Source organism: Pseudobutyrivibrio sp. C4, assembly GCF_900111635.1.
Taxonomy (GTDB): Bacteria; Bacillota; Clostridia; order Lachnospirales; family Lachnospiraceae; genus Pseudobutyrivibrio; species Pseudobutyrivibrio ruminis.
Genome location: NZ_FOHF01000004.1, coordinates 31,984 through 51,368 on the forward strand (window position 1 = coordinate 31,984; position 19,385 = coordinate 51,368).

The window sequence follows — 19,385 nt, forward strand, 5'->3', positions numbered from 1 at the left end:
AATTACAAATCTAAAATTTCTATATCTATTTCTTCTAATTCAACGTCCTCATCTACATCTGATGGCTTTGGACGTTTCTTTTTCTTTGGCCTATTGCCTCGTTCCTTTTCCTTTTTCTTAAAGTAAATCTCTGGAATGAAATGCAAAACAAATATTGCCACTACAATATATAAATGGCAGAAGAAGATATTTGTGATTACTCCGTTATGTTTTAATAAATATGATGTTGAATATCCATATAAACATAGAATGCCAAGATAAGTCAATCCCATAATCATAATAGGAATATTGGCTGCCGCCTGCTTGATGCAATGAAGGAAATCTTTGAAGCTGGCATCAAAATATACAAATCGGCCTATCATCAAGGTTAAGAAATAGGTTATGAACATATCATAATTATTATCTTCATATATAAACTTAATATAGCAGAAGATGATAATCATATAGAGCATTCCTGTAAGTCGAATAGACGCCATCTCACTTTTATTAAGACGTTTCAGCTTCACCAAGACATGGTCGCAAAATGTATTCAAAAGGATTGATATTATCATGAAAACTAACAATAAATAATCCTTATAGCTAGACCAAAATACAAAAAAAGGTCCTGCGGTTACGAATCTATTGATAAGATAATATGCTGCCATAAATCCTATAATGCTTCCGCCTGAAAAAATCAGCTCATAGAATCTTTCTGTCAAAGAGAAAAACTCATGCTGCATCTTACGAGGATTTTTGAAGCGTCCCTTTGAATATATATAAAATACAGCATAAACAACTGCTAGTAATACCAATGCTAATACTAAGAAAATAATACAATCTGGTAATGTAAAATAATGCTTTACATATTCTGCGTAACTCATAATCAGCCTCCATTATTTACAAATAACTCATATTACGTTTCAAACATTTTAAATTTTATCAAACCTCTACTTATTTTTAAATGTTACTTATTGTTAGAAATAATTCAATTTATGCTTTATTTTTTATACTCTATTTACTTTAACGAGTTAAAGCGTTAAAATATCACTTAATAAATGCCTTGGTATAAGGTAAATAAACTAATAGGGAGTTCTTATATGAAACTAGTAAAAGCGTATAATAGCGTAAGTCTTATTATTAGGATCTTATGCGGATTATTGATTGGTGCAGTCCTCGGACTACTTTTTGATAATCTCCAGGTTGTTTCACTTTTAGGCACTATTTTTGTTGGAGCCTTGAAGGCTGTTGCACCTGTGCTTGTATTCGTGCTTGTTGTATCTGCCCTCGCTCAGGGAAATGACAAGCTTGATAGAAGATTTGGGCTTGTTATCATCCTTTACATGGCCAGCACATTTTTAGCATCAGTGGTTGCTGTTGTCGGAAGCTATGTTTTCCCTCAGACAATCATGCTCAGTGAAGCTGCCGAAGCAGACACTGTTCCAACAGGCGTTGGCGAGGTTCTTTCAAATCTTCTTGTAAACATGGTTGGCAATCCAATCGGTGCTATTGTTGATGGTAGATACATCGGCATCCTTTTCTGGGCTGTTGTTCTTGGCCTTGCCTCTAAAAGAGTTGCCAGTGACAACACAAAGAAGGTAATGGAAGATTTTGCAAACATCGTTTCACTTGCTGTTAAATGGATTATCAATCTTGCTCCATTTGGTATCATGGGACTTGTTTATTCAAATGTTTCAACAAATGGACTTGCAATCTTTACTGACTACGGAAAGCTGTTAGCTCTTTTAGTTGGATGCATGCTTGTTGTTGCACTTGTAATTGATCCACTTCTTGCAGCTATCGTACTCCGCACAAATCCTTATCCACTTGTCTTCAGATGCCTTAAGGAATCAGGTGTGACTGCGTTCTTTACTAGAAGCTCTGCTGCAAACATTCCTGTAAATATGGAGCTTTGCGAAGCACTCGGCATGGACAAAGAAATGTATGCTGTATCAATTCCTCTTGGCGCTACAATCAACATGGACGGTGCAGCTATCACTATCGCTGTTATGTCCCTTGCTGCTGCCAATACTGTTGGAATCCACGTATCATTTGCAACAGCTCTTATCCTTGCATTCATTGCTACTCTTGCAGCTTGCGGTGCTTCCGGTGTTGCTGGTGGTTCATTACTCCTTATACCAATGGCTTGCTCATTGTTCGGTGTTAACGCAGATGTTGCAATGCAGGTTGTTGCCGTAGGCTTCATCATCGGTGTAGTTCAGGATTCTGTTGAGACTGCTCTTAACTCTTCAGGCGACGTAATGTTTGCGGCTACTGCAGAATACTCACAGTGGAAGCGTGATGGTAAATCTCTTCCAACATTCCTAGGTGGAACTACTAAAGTTGATATCTAATTCTGTCTAGATATATTAAAAGCTCACCCCTTTATGAGGTGAGCTTTTTGCTTCTAAAATAAATCTAACGAACTGTCTAAATAGATTTCTTCTCTGACTATAAGCTGATATTCTGGCTTAACCATGTAGTAGAGAATGAATTCTAATACTATCGCACTTCCAAGGCTTCGTCCTTCTATTTTATAATTTGAAAATCCCATCGGCATATATGTATTTTGGATATCCTCAATACTAATAAAGCCTGGATTTTTCATGGCATCTGAGAACCGGTATCCTCTTTTAGCCTGAGGAGATTGGCATATGTGATCCTCGCAATCCTCTCCAAGACTTTTTCTGCTTACATTTTCATAGCATTCTTTTCTATCTGTGCAACCAAATGAGCAACATTCATTGCACAGAAATTCCACTTTGTCTTTCTGAATTGTGGATAACTGCCCCAGTTTTTCAAATGACTTGTTCAAACGAAAGTCTGGAACTACATATTTGAAATCTTCTCTATTAAGTTCTGCCTCTAAGTCTTTAAAATCTGTAAGGACCTTTGTGGTTGATGACACAAAGTAATACTCTGGATAGTTTTGCTTTATGTAATCCATAAGTAAATCTGAGTATATGATAATACCGTTTTGGGTACCAGTCTTTTCAAATAACTCACACAGCCTGTTGCATCGCTTGTCATCTAGATGCTCTTCTCTGATTAGTGAATTGCTGAATGTAAGTCTAGCGGATATGTCGTATTCTCTCAGTAACTTGATTACATCAGTGGCCTGTTCGTCTCCAAAGCCAACGCGGCCGCCGCCCCATAGGCAATCTGCTGGAGCACCGTAGATTGAGCCTATTTCACACCAATCATAAAAATACTCTCTATGATTTTTGAAGAGTGGTAAAAGAACCTTGTAGAATTCATAAAACTCAAACAAGCCTGGTAAATGATAATATGCTCTCATTCTTGCTCCTAACATGATTTTTCTATGGCAATTATAGCATTTATTTAGCTTATTCTTGTGAAGTATTTTGTATCATTTTCATGATGAATATACGCTCCGTTTGCAAGCTGTGCTTTAAGACTTGGTGTGTTATCTTTGTTTACTGATAAATAAACCTCTTGTATATCCTTCTTTCTAGCTTCCTCAAGGGCTAGCTTTAATCCCTTTGTAGCATATCCCTTGCCTCTATATGCTCTTCCTACGCCATAACCAATGTGGCCTGAGCCTTCCCTAAGAGCATCGTTCAAACAGTGTCTCAGGTTAAAGATTGCCACATACTTATCCTCATCCTCTAAAACAAATGTAGTATCTGGCACAAATCCTTCAGGAAGATTCTTTCCCATGGACCAGTCTCTTTTTATCTCTATCCATTCAAGGAATTTGTCATAATCGTAGCCATATACCGGATTCAAGAAGCCATTCTCATCTGCCTCAAATGTCATAAACAACTCGTAAGACTTTTTGTAGTCTGAATCCTGTACTCTAATTAGTTCCATAAGTGTATCCTCCTGTAGTAAATATAATTTTGTCATATCAAATGATATGAAATAAAGGTGTCCGCTTTATTAGCAGACACCTTTACTATTTTGTGGAAGTATACATCTATATCCCTGAATAGTCAAGCTTTTTCTTAATATTTATAGATAGTCTTTTGCATTCGATGCATCAACACTTTCAAATGGAACCCAAAGATGTAGTTTATCGCTTGAAATTGTATCAAAATCACTTATGGATCCGCCATTTGCAAGTTCTATTGCCGCCTTTGCTGCCTCAGCTCCCTGTGGTGCTGCTGGCTGATATACTGTGAATACCATCTCTCCGTCTATAATAGCCTGGCAACCGTCTTGTGTTGCATCGACACCTAAAATTGGCATATCACTAAGATTAATATTATTATCCTGGCAGGCTTGGATTGCACCTCTTGCCATGGCATCATTATTGCAAACTATTATGTCAAATTGTATGCCTTTGCTTACTGCAAAGTTTACATATTGTCTTGCAGTATCTGTATCAAAATCAGCAAAGTCTTCGAATACATAGTTTATCTTTTTACCACTGGCATTAAGGCCTTCCTTTAATGTTTTAGTTCTTCCTACTGTTGCAGAATGTCCATCAAGGCCCTTCAATAATAATACATTGATTTCATCCTTTGATGAAAACATATTTAAGATATACTCTGCTTGAAGTTGTCCGGCTACACCTTCATCTGAAGCGCAATAAATATACTTATCCTCTTTTAAAGTGGCATCATCAGGTGCATTGTTACAGAAAATAATAGGTAAGTCCCCAGCTGCTGCTTCTAGCTGTCTGGCAGTTGATGCATCCTCCGCTATACACATTATGGCATCATACCCATTGCTTTGGGCCGACTTTATAGATTCTATCTGCTTCTCCAGAGAATTCTCTGCATAATCACACTCTACTGTAGCACCAACGCTCGATGCATATTCCTGGGCTCCTTCAGCTAATGTATCTCTAAATGCATTTCCTTCTTCCTGTGAATATGTAAACAGTATTTTTACACCACCACCGCCAGATGAGCTGCCTTTTGAAGAAGATAATCCACAACCAGAGATGCATACTGTAACTAACAAAATTAGTGATAATATTTTCTTTCTCATCTCGATTACCTCCATTAAATCTTAAACTGGTGTACTTGTTTGTCTAATTCAACTGAGGTTGATGCTAACATCTCAGATTCCTTAGCGACCTTCTCACTGTTGCTTGTCAGCTTAGATGACTGTTTAACAATTTCTTCTGATGTAGATAGGATAATATCGGCACTTGCTGCCTGCTCCTCTGAAATTGCAGCTACATCAGTTGCTACTGCATCTACTTCACCTACTTTCTCTATCATGTCAGCAACCATTTCATTAGTCTGCTGAATGTTCTGGTAAATTAATGAGAATGTATCAACGGCATTGTTAATATATTCGCTACTCTCATCAATACTCTTAACACTTTCTTCTGCCTTCTTTTCTGCATCCTTTACTAAATTGTCAATTCCGTAGACAAGCTCTGTAATCTGCTGAACTGAGTTTGTACTTGTCTGGGCCAGCTTACCAATTTCGTTTGCAACAACTGCAAATCCCTTTCCTGTTTCACCAGCTCTAGCTGCTTCAATAGATGCGTTTAATGAAAGAAGATTTGTCTCTTCTGCAATACTACCAATCAACTTAACAATTTCTGTAATTTCATTAGATGCTGTTCCTACGTCGTTAATAGCATTCTGCAAGTCATTAATTGATGAAATGATATTGCTCATTGCATCACTGACTTTTTCCATGTCCTTCTGACCCTTGTTTGCTACAGATACAGTTTCTGTCATTTGCTCGCTAACGCTTTCGCCATTTGTTCTAGTATCTGTTACAACCATTGCAAGAGTTGTTGCACTGTTGGCGATTTCATTGATTGAGCTTGCCAATCCATCTACTGTTTCATTCAAGCCCTGCATAGATGTTTCCTGCATTTTGGAAGCATCATACATTTCTCTTGATACTGAATTACTTTCATCTGCCTGATTATTAAGATTAACTGCAATATTTCCAATCTTACTTATCAGACCCTGCATAGTGCCAGCGAAATCTCTGATTCCCTCAGACATAGAAGTAATTTCGTTATTACCTTTGACTTCTACTTCCATTGTGAAGTCACCATTTGTCATTGTATTGATTACTCCTGAAAGCTTATTTACAGGATTAATTAAGATATGTACTGTTCTCTCGATTAATACAATCAATACAATTATTCCAACAGCTGCCAGAACTGCAAGTATTTTTCCTAATGTTCTAACATCGTTCAGAATAGTATTTGAAGGAACAAAGGAAACAAGGATCCAATCTGTACCACTTACCTCACAAAATGCTGTCATATATCCATTGATTTCTTTTGTAGATAAATCAGCAGAATTAATCGAATCAGCTACACCACTATAGAACTTATCTGAGCTATAGTCTGCGATATTTGCGCCTACCTTTGCAGAATCTCTATTACTGATAATTGTTCCAGTTGTGGCTTCTACAAGAAACGTTTCAGCATTTTCCATTTCAACGTTGGAATTTACAATAACAGTTATTCTATCCAATGTTACATCAGCGCCAAGTACACTAATTCCTTCTCCAAAATTAAGCATACCTGTAGCACTTATTACATTTACGCCATCATTATTAACATATGGTTCGCCATATGCCATGTTGATTCGCGTAGAACCTTCCTTGTACCAGTTAGATTCTCTGACGTTACTTTCTGTCTTTGATGAGCCGGCACCAGTGATTAAACGGCCATCGCTTGTTCCAATATAGAATCCGTCAGCAAAAGTACTGTTATAGCCCACTGTACCATCCAATATCAGTTTTAATCTTTCCTCATCTGGAGTAGTACTTTCTATTGTGTTTTTAAAGATTTTGAAAGAATCCAAATTATCATTCATCCATGCCTCAATATCGCTTTTCTGGCTTCTAATGGATGTCTGTAATAATTCCTCAGCTTCCTTCCTTAAACTATTAGAAGAAATCTGATATGAGATTAACACTAAGCCAATCATCATAACCGCTACTATTGGAATAATAATAACTAGAAGATTAAACTTGATGGAACCTCTTCGTTTTGTTTTTTTAAGCCCTTCCATTGCACCCTCCTTCAAAATTATTCATATATCACACTATATTTATTAATGTCATTGCATATTCCTTGATACTAGTTCTTATAATACACAAATATTATTAATTTTCTGTGTCTCTTTGGTGTAAATATGTATATTTATCAATAAAAAAAGCCCTCCGAGGAAAAATCCTCGAAGGGCATAATTTTATAATTTGGGTTGGGCTGTTCGCTCGAAATTATTCGATGATTGTAGCAACACGACCAGAACCTACTGTTCTACCACCCTCACGGATAGCGAATGTAAGACCCTGCTCCATAGCGATTGGGTGGATGAGCTCGATTGTCATCTCTACGTTATCGCCAGGCATGCACATCTCTGTACCTGCTGGAAGCTCGCAAACACCTGTAACGTCTGTTGTTCTGAAGTAGAACTGTGGACGATAGTTGTTGAAGAATGGAGTATGACGACCACCTTCATCCTTTGTAAGAACGTAAACCTGAGCTGTAAACTTTGTGTGGCATGTTACAGTACCTGGCTTAGCAAGTACCTGTCCACGCTGGATCTGGTCACGGTTAACACCACGAAGAAGTGCACCGATGTTATCACCAGCCTGAGCCTCATCAAGAAGCTTACGGAACATCTCGATACCAGTTACAACAGTCTTCTGTGTATCTTCCTTGATACCGATGATTTCAAGTTCGTCGTTAAGGTGAAGAACACCACGCTCTACTCTACCTGTAGCAACAGTACCACGACCTGTGATTGTGAATACGTCCTCTACTGGCATAAGGAATGGCTTATCTGTCTCACGCTGTGGATCTGGGATGTAAGAATCAACAGTATCCATAAGTTCCATGATCTTGTCGCCCCACTCGCCGTTTGGATCTTCAAGAGCCTTAAGAGCTGAACCCTTAATGATTGGACAATCATTGAAGTCATACTCCTCAAGCTGCTCTGTAACTTCCATCTCTACGAGCTCGATAAGCTCCTCATCATCAACCATATCACACTTGTTAAGGAATACAACGATGTAAGGTACACCTACCTGACGAGAAAGAAGGATGTGCTCCTTTGTCTGAGCCATAACACCGTCAGTTGCAGCAACTACAAGGATAGCGCCATCCATCTGAGCAGCACCTGTGATCATGTTCTTTACATAATCAGCATGGCCTGGGCAGTCAACGTGTGCGTAATGTCTCTTCTCTGTCTGATACTCAACGTGAGCTGTAGAAATTGTGATACCTCTTTCACGCTCTTCTGGAGCCTTATCGATGTTCTCGAAATCTACCTTAGCGTTACCAGCAACACGCTCAGCAAGTACCTTTGTGATAGCTGCTGTAAGAGTTGTTTTACCGTGATCTACGTGTCCGATAGTACCGATGTTACAATGTGGTTTGGTTCTGTCAAAATGCTCTTTTGCCATTTTTAAAAATCCTCCTTAATATACTGCCCCTATTTGGGCAAAGTTAGTTCTATACTCTCAGTATCTCGATTATATCGAAAATACTGAGAGTTTTCAACTATTTATGATTTATTTTGCGTGGTTAGAGATGATCTGCTCCTGAACGTTCTTTGGTACTGGCTCATACTTCTCGAAGAACATTGAGTAGTTACCACGTCCCTGTGTAGATGAACGAAGCTCTGTTGAGTATCCGAACATCTCTGCAAGTGGAACAAGTGCTCTAACAATCTTGCCGCCGCCAAGGTCATCCATTGACTGGATTTGACCACGCTTTGCGTTAAGTGATCCGATTACATCACCCATGTATTCCTCAGGCATTGTTACTTCAACCTTCATGATTGGCTCAAGAAGAACTGGAGCTGCCTTAGCCATAGCTTCCTTGAAGCACATTGAACCTGCAATGTGGAATGCCATTTCTGATGAATCGACTTCATGGTAAGAACCATCGTAAACGTCTGCTTCTACACCAAGAACAGGGAATCCACAAAGGATACCAGCCTTAGCTGCTTCCTCGATACCCTCACCAACAGATGGGATGTATTCCTTAGGAATAGCACCACCAACTACTGAAGACTTAAATCTGAATGTCTCTTCAGCGTTAGCATCCATTGGAGTAAATCTAACCTTACAATGACCGTACTGACCACGTCCACCAGACTGCTTAGCATACTTGTATTCCTGATCAACTGCCTTTGTAAATGTTTCCTTGTATGCAACCTGAGGTGCACCAACGTTAGCCTCAACCTTGAACTCTCTAAGAAGACGATCAACAATGATCTCAAGGTGAAGCTCACCCATACCAGCGATGATTGTCTGGCCTGTCTCCTGATCAGTATGCTGACGGAATGTAGGATCCTCTTCAGCAAGCTTTGCAAGAGCTTCGCCCATCTTCTGCTGTCCAGCCTTAGTCTTAGGCTCGATAGCAAGCTCGATAACTGGCTCTGGGAATTCCATAGACTCAAGGATTACTGGATGCTGCTCATCGCAGATTGTATCACCAGTTGTTGTAAACTTAAGACCTACAACAGCTGCGATATCACCAGAGTAAACCTTGTCTAACTCTGTACGCTTGTTAGCGTGCATCTGAAGAATACGACCAACACGCTCCTTCTTATCCTTTGTAGCGTTAAGGCAGTATGAACCTGAGTTCAATGTACCTGAGTATACACGGATAAATGCGAGCTTTCCAACGAATGGATCAGCCATAATCTTGAAAGCTAAAGCTGCGAATGGCTCATCATCTGATGAGTGCTTCTCAACTGGGTTACCATCTAAGTCTGTACCCTGAATAGCTGGTACGTCTGTAGGAGCTGGCATGAACTCAAGGATAGCATCAAGAAGCTTCTGAACACCCTTGTTTCTATATGCAGATCCACAGCATACTGGGATAGCCTTACATTCGCAAGTTGCCTTACGAAGTACAGCCTTAAGCTCATCGATAGAAGGCTCCTCACCCTCAAGATAAGCCATCATAAGATCATCATCTAACTCACAGATCTTCTCAACGAGTTCTGTGTGATAAAGCTCAGCATCATCAGCCATATCAGCTGGGATGTCTGTGATAGAAATATCATCACCCTTATCATCGTTATAGATGTATGCTTTCATCTCGAAAAGATCGATAATTCCCTTGAAATCATCTTCCTTACCGATTGGAAGCTGAAGAACGATAGCGTTCTTCTTAAGTCTATCACGGATCTGATCAACAGCTCCGTAGAAGTTTGCACCAAGGATATCCATCTTATTGATGAAAGCCATTCTTGGTACGTTATATGTGTCAGCCTGTCTCCAAACATTCTCTGACTGTGGCTCAACGCCACCCTTTGCACAGAAGACACCAACGGCGCCATCAAGTACACGAAGGGAACGCTCAACCTCTACAGTAAAGTCTACGTGGCCTGGTGTATCAATGATGTTGATACGGTGCTCAAGAGCACCCTTCTTAGGCTTGCAGTTTTCCTGCTCAGTCCAGTGACATGTTGTAGCAGCTGAAGTAATTGTGATACCTCTCTCAGCTTCCTGCTCCATCCAGTCCATGGTTGCAGTACCTTCGTGAGTATCACCGATCTTGTAGTTAACACCAGTATAGTAAAGAATACGCTCTGTAAGTGTAGTCTTTCCGGCATCGATATGAGCCATAATACCAATATTTCTGGTACGCTCAAGTGGATATTCTCTTCCTGCCACTGTTTGTCCCTCCTATTAGAATCTGTAATGAGCAAATGCCTTATTAGCTTCTGCCATTCTATGCATTTCTTCTTTTCTCTTAACAGCTGAACCTGTGTTTCCAGCTGCATCCATGATCTCGTTTGCAAGACGCTCTTCCATTGTCTTCTCTGTACGTGTACGTGAGAACATTGTGAGCCATCTAAGGCCAAGGGCCTGACGACGATCTGGTCTTACTTCGATAGGTACCTGATATGTAGCACCACCGATACGTCTAGCCTTTACCTCAAGTACAGGCATAACGTTGTTCATAGCTTCCTCGAAAACCTCAAGTGCAGGTCTTCCAGTCTTTTCCTCGACTTTGCCAAATGCACCATATACAATCTTCTGAGCTACACCCTTCTTACCATCAAGCATGATGTTGTTGATAAGCTTTGTAACTACTTTGCTATTGTATATAGGATCTGCCAAAACGTCTCTTTTTTGAGTATGTCCTTTTCTTGGCACGATACTTCCCTCCTTAACTAAAATTTGTTAGATCAACGGTACTCACAAATTTACTTGTGTTCATGCATTATTTATTCTATAGAGAAAAAATAACAACATTAACCAAATTTTTGTGATATACAATAAATTTCCTAAGCCTTTACGCTATTTTACTTAGCATCCTTAGGTCTCTTAGCGCCGTACTTTGAACGTCCCTGCTTGCGGTTTGCAACGCCGGCTGTATCAAGAGTACCTCTGATTACGTGATAACGTGTACCAGGTAAATCCTTAACACGACCACCACGAATCAAAACAACGCTATGCTCCTGAAGATTGTGACCTTCGCCTGGAATGTATGATGTTACTTCGATTCCGTTTGAAAGACGAACTCTGGCAATCTTACGAAGAGCTGAGTTAGGCTTCTTAGGTGTAGCTGTCTTAACAGCTGTACATACACCACGCTTCTGTGGAGAAGAAGTGTTAGTAGGCTTCTTCTTAAGAGAGTTATAACCTCTCTGAAGTGCTGGTGCTGTAGACTTCTTTACAGATGTCTGACGACCTTTTCTAACTAGCTGGTTGAATGTTGGCATTCTTTTTTACCTCCTAATTTATTTCTTTACGCAAAAATAGGCATAAATATCCTATTAGCGCATGCTAGAACATTATATTTCCTTAATTTCATTATGTCAAGGTTAAAAATGTGAAAAAAAGACCCTGGCAATGCCAAGGTCTTTTATATATTTTGATTATTCTACATCTACAAGCTCATCTGAAAGTGCTTCTGCACCATTAGCTTCGCCTTCGAACTCTTCTGTAGACATTGCTGCATCTGCAAGCTGATTGTCTGTTGAAAGAGGAATGTTTGAATATCTCTTCATACCTGTACCAGCAGGGATTAAGCGACCGATGATAACGTTCTCTTTAAGTCCGTTAAGTGGATCAACCTTACCCTTAATAGCTGCATCAGTAAGAACCTTTGTTGTCTCCTGGAATGAAGCTGCTGAAAGGAATGAGTTAGTAGCAAGGGCTGCCTTTGTGATACCAAGGAGTTCCTGTGTACCAGTAGCAACTTCCTTACCTTCTGCCTCCATCTGCTCGTTAGCTTCTTCAAAGTCAAGCCAGTCTACAAGTGAACCAGGCATAAATCCTGTATCACCAGCCTCGTCAACTCTGATACGCTTTAACATCTGACGGCAAAGAACTTCGATATGCTTATCGTTGATATCAACACCCTGTAAACGGTAAACACGCTGTACTTCACGGATGAGGTAATCCTGAACAGCTGACTTACCCTTGATTGCAAGGATATCATGTGGGTTTACAGAACCTTCTGTAAGCTCATCACCAGCTTCAAGTTCCTGGCCTGAAATAACCTTGATACGTGATCCGTAAGGAATTAAGTACTTCTCTACATCACCTGTTTCAGAGTTTGTAACAACAACTTCTCTCTTCTTTGTCTTAGAATCTTCTTCGATAGTAACTGTACCAGCAATCTCTGTGATGATTGCAAGTCCCTTAGGCTTTCTAGCCTCGAAAAGCTCCTCGACACGAGGAAGACCCTGAGTAATATCGTTACCAGCAACACCACCAGTATGGAATGTTCTCATAGTAAGCTGTGTACCAGGCTCACCGATTGACTGAGCAGCGATGATACCGATTGCTTCACCAACCTGTACAGCACGACCTGATGCCATGTTAGCGCCGTAGCACTTAGCACAAACACCAACGTGTGAACGACAGTTAAGGACATTTCTGATCTTAACTTTCTTGATTGGGTTGCCCTTATCATCAACACCCTTTTCGATGATTGCAGCTGCACGCTTAGGTGTAATCATGTGGTTAGCCTTAACGATAACCTCGCCCTTAGCATCGCAGATTGTGTAGCATGAGAATCTACCAGTAATACGATCCTTAAGTGACTCGATTTCCTCACGACCATCCATGAATGCGTATACCCACATACCTGGAATCTCGCGATTTGTACCAGCAACACAGTCAGATTCACGAACGATAAGTTCCTGAGCAACGTCAACCATTCGACGTGTCAAGTATCCTGAATCGGCTGTACGAAGAGCTGTATCTGAAAGACCCTTACGAGCACCGTGAGCTGACATGAAGTACTCAAGTACATCAAGACCTTCACGGAAGTTTGACTTAATAGGAAGCTCGATTGTCTTACCTGTTGTATCAGCCATCAAACCACGCATACCAGCAAGCTGCTTGATCTGCTTTTCAGAACCACGGGCACCTGAATCAGCCATCATGAAGATGTTGTTGTACTTATCAAGACCATCAAGAAGGTCCTTAGTAAGCTCATCATCAGTCTCTTTCCAAGTATCAACTACTTCACGATAACGCTCTTCTTCTGTGATAAGACCACGCTTATACTGACGTGTAATCTTATCAACTGTCTCCTCAGCCTTAGCAATAAGCTCTGGCTTCTGAGCAGGTACTGTCATATCTGAAATTGAAACTGTCATGGCAGCAATTGTTGAGTAGTGGTAACCCATTGCCTTGATATCATCAAGAACTTCTGCTGTCTTTGTAGCTCCGTGTGTATTAATAACTTTTTCAAGAATCTGCTTTAACTGCTTCTTACCAACGTGGAAGTCTACCTCTGGCAAAAGCTCGTTCTCAGGATTTGTTCTATCTACATAGCCAAGATCCTGTGGGATAATCTCGTTGAAGAGAAGTCTACCAAGTGTTGATGAAACATTACCTGTAACAACAGTTCCGTCAGCATGCTGCTTTGAAACACGAACTGTGATACGTGCATGCATTGTTAATGCATCGTTCTCGTATGCAAGAATTGCCTCGCTAAGGCTCTTGAAGATTTTGCCTTCGCCAAGCTCTTCTCTAGTATCACCTACAGACTTACCACGCTCCTGTGTGAGGTAGTAAATACCAAGTACCATATCCTGTGAAGGAACGGCAACAGGACCACCATCTGAAGGCTTCAAGAGGTTGTTAGGTGAAAGAAGCATGAATCTACATTCAGCCTGTGCCTCCTGAGTAAGTGGAAGGTGAACAGCCATCTGGTCACCATCGAAATCGGCGTTGAAAGCTGTACATACAAGTGGATGAAGCTTGATAGCTCTACCTTCTACAAGGATTGGCTCGAAAGCCTGAATACCAAGTCTATGAAGTGTAGGAGCACGGTTAAGCATAACTGGATGCTCTTTAATGACATCTTCAAGGATGTCCCAAACCTCTGGCTCAAACTTTTCTACCATCTTCTTAGCATATTTAATGTTGTGAGCCATTCCATTACCAACGAGCTCCTTCATAACGAAAGGCTTGAAGAGCTCGAGTGCCATCTCCTTTGGAAGACCACACTGGTAAATCTTAAGCTCTGGTCCTACGACGATAACTGAACGACCTGAGTAGTCAACACGCTTACCAAGAAGGTTCTGTCTGAATCGACCAGACTTACCCTTAAGCATGTCTGAAAGAGACTTAAGAGGTCTGTTACCAGGACCTGTAACAGGACGACCACGACGACCGTTATCGATAAGAGCATCAACAGCTTCCTGAAGCATACGCTTTTCGTTACGTACGATGATATCAGGAGCACCAAGCTCTAAGAGTCGACGAAGTCGGTTATTTCTATTGATAATACGACGGTATAAATCGTTAAGATCAGATGTAGCAAAACGGCCACCATCAAGCTGTACCATAGGACGAAGATCTGGTGGAATAACAGGGATAACTGTCATAATCATCCATTCAGGTCTGTTTCCTGACTCACGGAATGCCTCAACAACCTCGAGTCTCTTGATGATACGTGAACGCTTCTGGCCTGTAGCGTTATCTAATTCAATCTGAAGCTTTGTAGCCTCTTCATCAAGGTCAATGTCCTTGAGAAGCTCCTGAATAGCTTCAGCACCCATTCCTACTCTGAAGCCGTTACCATACTGCTCTCTAGCTTCCTGGTACTCAGCTTCTGTAAGAACCTGCTTATACATGAGAGCTGTCTCTCCTGCATCAAGAACGATGTATGATGCAAAGTAGAGAACCTTCTCAAGTGTCTTTGGTGAAAGATCAAGAATAAGTCCCATACGTGAAGGAATACCCTTGAAATACCAAATATGTGAAACTGGTGCAGCAAGTTCAATGTGACCCATACGCTCACGACGAACGCTTGCCTTTGTGATTTCAACACCACAACGATCACAAACTACACCCTTATAACGAATCTTCTTGTACTTTCCGCAGTGACATTCCCAGTCCTTGCTAGGTCCAAAAATCTTTTCGCAGAAAAGACCATCCTTCTCAGGCTTCAGTGTACGATAGTTGATTGTCTCTGGCTTTTTAACTTCGCCACGAGACCACTGTCTGATCTTTTCAGGTGAAGCCAATCCAATCTGTATTGCGTCAAATGCTATTGGTTGATATGTCGCTTCTTTATTCTCTGGCATTTTCTAGCTCCCTTCCTATTTATTCCTCATCAAAATCATCTGCTACATCTGTAAAATCATCATCTTCTTCAAATGCTGCATCATCTTCATCATCAACAAGATCTCCATCAGAATCAAACTTCTTTGTAGAGAATCCTGCCTGTGCGAATGAATTGTCATCCTCGAAGGCAAAGTTTCTATCGCTTCCAGCGATGATTGCATTGAGGTCTGTATTTCCATATTCACTTGTTTCCATAAGTTCAACTTCTTCACGATTTTCATCGAGAACACGAACATCAAGACCAAGTGACTGTAATTCCTTAAGTAATACCTTGAATGACTCAGGGATACCTGGCTCAGGGATGTTTTCACCCTTGATGATAGCTTCGTATGTCTTAACACGACCGATAACATCATCAGACTTCATTGTAAGGATTTCCTGAAGTGTGTATGATGCGCCATAAGCCTCAAGAGCCCAAACTTCCATCTCACCGAAACGCTGTCCACCGAACTGTGCTTTACCACCAAGTGGCTGCTGTGTAACAAGTGAGTAAGGACCAGTTGAACGAGCATGGATCTTATCATCAACAAGGTGGTGAAGCTTAAGGTAATGCATGTGTCCGATTGTTACAGGACCATCAAATGGCTCACCTGTACGACCGTCGCGAAGCTGTACCTTACCATCACGAGAGATTGGAACACCCTTCCAAAGTGCACGGTGTGCACGGTTTGTAGAAAGATACTCCATAACATCGTCACGAAGAATATCAACGTACTTGTCGTAGAATGTCTCCTCGCCGTTTGTAGCTTCTTCCTTGTCAAATGGCATATTTACATAGTCATTTGCAAGCTCAAGTGTATCCTGGATATCAATTTCATTTGCACCATCAAATACTGGTGTTTCAATGTCAAATCCAAGTGCCTTTGCAGCAAGTGAAAGGTGAATCTCAAGGACCTGACCGATATTCATACGTGAAGGAACGCCCAATGGGTTAAGTACGATATCAAGTGGACGACCGTTTGGAAGATATGGCATATCTTCTACTGGAAGTACGCGGGAAACTACACCCTTGTTACCATGACGACCAGCCATCTTATCACCTACACCGATTTTTCTCTTCTGAGCGATGTAGATACGTACTGATTTATTAACACCTGGAGAAAGCTCATCGCCGTTCTCACGAGTAAATACCTTTGCATCAACAACGATACCATAAGCACCGTGTGGAACACGAAGTGATGTATCACGAACCTCTCTTGCCTTCTCACCGAAGATTGCAAGAAGAAGTCTTTCTTCTGGAGTACGCTCTGTCTCTCCCTTAGGTGTAACCTTACCAACAAGGATATCACCTGCACGAACCTCAGCACCGATACGGATAATACCGCTCTCGTCAAGATCCTTAAGTGCGTCATCACCTACACCAGCAACATCACGTGTGATTTCCTCTGGTCCAAGCTTTGTATCACGAGCATCGATTTCGTACTCTTCAATATGAATAGATGTATAAACATCATCCTGTACAAGTCTCTCTGAAAGGAGAACCGCATCCTCGTAGTTGTAACCTTCCCATGTCATGAAACCGATAAGAGGGTTCTTACCAAGGGCAAGCTCACCATTCTTTGTAGAAGGACCATCAGCGATAACCTCGCCTGCTTCTACATGGTCACCCTTAAATACGATTGGACGCTGATTGTAGCAGTTAGACTGGTTTGAACGTGTGAACTTAAGAAGATCATACTCATCTCTTGTTCCGTCTTCGTCAGCCTTGATGATAATACGCTTTGTCTCTGACATCTCTACGATACCAGCGCGCTTAGCAACTACGCAGACACCTGAATCGACAGCTGTCTTTGGTTCCATACCTGTACCAACAACTGGAGCCTCTGTAGTAAGAAGAGGTACTGCCTGACGCTGCATGTTTGATCCCATGAGGGCACGTGTAGGGTCATCGTTCTGAAGGAATGGAATAAGGGCTGTAGCAACTGAGAATACCATCTTAGGAGATACGTCCATGTAATCAAACATAGTCTTATCGTACTCCTGTGTCTCCTCACGGAAACGACCAGATACGTTCTTTCTCATGAAGTGGCCTTCTTCGTCAAGCTTGACGTTAGCCTGTGCTACATGATAGTTATCCTCTTCGTCTGCTGTCATATAGATAACCTCGTCTGTTACACGAGGATTCTCTGGGTCTGTTTTATCAATACGTCTGTATGGCGCCTCAATAAAACCATACTCATTGATACGAGCATAGCTTGCGAGAGAGTTGATAAGACCGATGTTAGGTCCTTCAGGTGTCTCGATAGGGCACATACGTCCATAGTGAGAGTAGTGTACGTCTCGAACCTCGAATCCGGCACGGTCTCTTGAAAGACCACCAGGACCAAGGGCAGAAAGACGTCTCTTATGTGTCAACTCACCAAGTGGGTTGTTCTGATCCATGAACTGTGACAACTGTGATGAACCAAAGAACTCTTTGATTGCAGCTGTAACAGGCTTGATGTTGATGAGGTTCTGTGGAGAAATATCCTCAAGGTCACGAGTTGTCATACGCTCACGTACAACCTTCTCGAGACGTGATAAACCGATTCTGTACTGGTTCTGTAAAAGCTCACCAACAGCACGAATACGACGGTTACCAAGGTGATCGATATCGTCATCCTTACCAATGCCGTACTCAAGATGCATATTGTAGTTGATTGATGCGAATACATCCTCAACTGTAATGTGCTTTGGAATCAAATCAGCTACTGAACGCTCAATAGCATCCTCAATATCTTCTTTTGTTGTATTTTCTGAAAGAATTCTCTCTAATACTGGATAGTATACAAGCTCAGTAATACCAAGAGCTTCTGCATCGATATCAACAAACTTTGTGATATCAACCATCATGTTTGAAAGAACCTTTACATTGCGTGTCTCAGTCTGGATGAATACATGAGTAACAGCTGCATTTTGGATTTCATCAGCCTTCTCAAGTGTAATCTTATCTCCAGCCTTTGCAATAATCTCGCCAGTTGTAGTGTCAACTACATCCTCTGCAAGAATCTGACCTGCAATACGGTTGCGAAGCATAAGCTTCTTATTGAATTTATAACGTCCTACCTTTGCAAGATCGTAACGTCTTGGATCAAAGAACATACCGTGAATTAATGACTCGGCGCTATCCTTTGCAAGTGGCTCGCCTGGACGAAGCTTACGATATAACTCAAGTAAGCCTCCTTCGTAGCTACCCTGAGGATTCTTCTCAGTAATAGAAGGATCCTTTGCGAATGTAGCAAGAATCTTTGGCTCTTCGCCAAATACATCAATAATTTCCTGGTTTGTACCTAAACCAAGAGCACGAATAAGTACTGTAACAGGTACTTTTCTGTTACGGTCTACACGAACATAGAAAACGTCATTGGAATCTGTCTCATACTCTAACCATGCACCTCGGTTAGGTATTACTGTACATGAATAGAGCTCCTTACCAATCTTGTCGTGACCGATAGCATAGTAGATACCTGGTGAACGAACAAGCTGACTGACGATAACACGCTCTGCTCCATTAATAACGAATGTGCCAGTCTCTGTCATAAGTGGTAAATCACCCATGAAAATTTCATGCTCCTGCATGTCTCCGGACTCCTTGTTTACAAGGCGTACCTTTACTTTCAAAGGTGCTGCGTATGTTGCATCTCTTTCCTTGCACTGTGGGATGGTGTACTTAACTTCATCCTTGCACAATGTAAAGTCAACAAAGTGCAACTCAAGCTGATTACCCCTATCCTGAATAGGAGAGATATCAGCAAATGCTTCTTTTAATCCGTCCTTAACGAACCAGTCATAACTGTTCTTCTGGACCTCGATTAAATTAGGCATTTCAAGTACCTCTTTTTGTCTCGAGTAACTCATACGCAAGTTCTTTCCAGCTTTCACTGGACGTATTCTGTTTTTCTCCATTGACGTTCCAC

12 protein-coding genes are annotated in these 19,385 nt (G+C 41.1%); 1 reads left to right on the top strand and 11 read right to left on the bottom strand.

Translation table 11 applies throughout. The features are described from left to right. Window positions 1–2 precede the first annotated feature (2 nt). A complete protein-coding gene (locus BMY66_RS07960) occupies window positions 3–860 on the bottom strand; it encodes a hypothetical protein (protein ID WP_090394791.1) in 858 nt (285 codons plus the stop codon). A gap of 216 nt (window positions 861–1,076) precedes the next feature. Here BMY66_RS07960 and sstT point away from each other — a divergent pair, with 216 nt between their 5' ends. After that, a complete protein-coding gene (gene sstT / locus BMY66_RS07965; protein WP_074790919.1) occupies window positions 1,077–2,330 on the top strand; it encodes a serine/threonine transporter SstT in 1,254 nt (417 codons plus the stop codon). A gap of 53 nt (window positions 2,331–2,383) precedes the next feature. Here the strand turns inward: sstT and BMY66_RS07970 are convergent, their stop codons facing one another. The 10 genes from BMY66_RS07970 to rpoB form a co-directional block, all read right to left on the bottom strand. Further along, entirely contained in the window at window positions 2,384–3,274 is an 891-nt protein-coding gene (locus tag BMY66_RS07970) for a hypothetical protein (RefSeq protein ID WP_090394792.1), read from the bottom strand. A gap of 44 nt (window positions 3,275–3,318) precedes the next feature. Then, window positions 3,319–3,810: a GNAT family N-acetyltransferase gene (locus tag BMY66_RS07975; protein ID WP_090394793.1), complete on the bottom strand. Its 492-nt coding sequence runs from the start codon at window positions 3,808–3,810 to the stop codon at window positions 3,319–3,321. 141 nt (window positions 3,811–3,951) lie between these two features. Then, complete coding sequence (locus BMY66_RS07980) at window positions 3,952–4,935, bottom strand: sugar ABC transporter substrate-binding protein (protein ID WP_090394794.1); 984 nt, start codon at window positions 4,933–4,935, stop codon at window positions 3,952–3,954. Between the two features lie 14 nt (window positions 4,936–4,949). Beyond that, window positions 4,950–6,941, bottom strand: coding sequence for a methyl-accepting chemotaxis protein (locus tag BMY66_RS07985; RefSeq protein ID WP_090394795.1), 1,992 nt, complete (start codon window positions 6,939–6,941; stop codon window positions 4,950–4,952). 211 nt (window positions 6,942–7,152) lie between these two features. Then, window positions 7,153–8,340, bottom strand: coding sequence for an elongation factor Tu (gene tuf, locus BMY66_RS07990; protein ID WP_015548549.1), 1,188 nt, complete (start codon window positions 8,338–8,340; stop codon window positions 7,153–7,155). A gap of 108 nt (window positions 8,341–8,448) precedes the next feature. Continuing rightward, window positions 8,449–10,566 carry an elongation factor G gene (fusA, locus tag BMY66_RS07995; protein ID WP_044936376.1) on the bottom strand — a complete coding sequence of 706 codons (2,118 nt, stop codon included), beginning with the start codon at window positions 10,564–10,566 and terminating at the stop codon, window positions 8,449–8,451. Window positions 10,567–10,581: 15 nt separating this feature from the next. Further along, window positions 10,582–11,052, bottom strand: coding sequence for a 30S ribosomal protein S7 (gene rpsG / locus BMY66_RS08000; RefSeq protein ID WP_033152875.1), 471 nt, complete (start codon window positions 11,050–11,052; stop codon window positions 10,582–10,584). Window positions 11,053–11,201: 149 nt separating this feature from the next. Beyond that, entirely contained in the window at window positions 11,202–11,621 is a 420-nt protein-coding gene (gene rpsL / locus BMY66_RS08005; protein WP_028234583.1) for a 30S ribosomal protein S12, read from the bottom strand. Window positions 11,622–11,777: 156 nt separating this feature from the next. After that, window positions 11,778–15,449, bottom strand: a complete 3,672-nt coding sequence (gene rpoC, locus BMY66_RS08010) for a DNA-directed RNA polymerase subunit beta' (protein WP_090394796.1) — start codon at window positions 15,447–15,449, stop codon at window positions 11,778–11,780. A 19-nt stretch (window positions 15,450–15,468) separates the two neighbouring features. Then, window positions 15,469–19,374 (bottom strand): DNA-directed RNA polymerase subunit beta, encoded by a 3,906-nt coding sequence (rpoB, locus tag BMY66_RS08015; protein WP_090394797.1) that lies wholly within the window; start codon window positions 19,372–19,374, stop codon window positions 15,469–15,471. Window positions 19,375–19,385 lie beyond the last annotated feature (11 nt).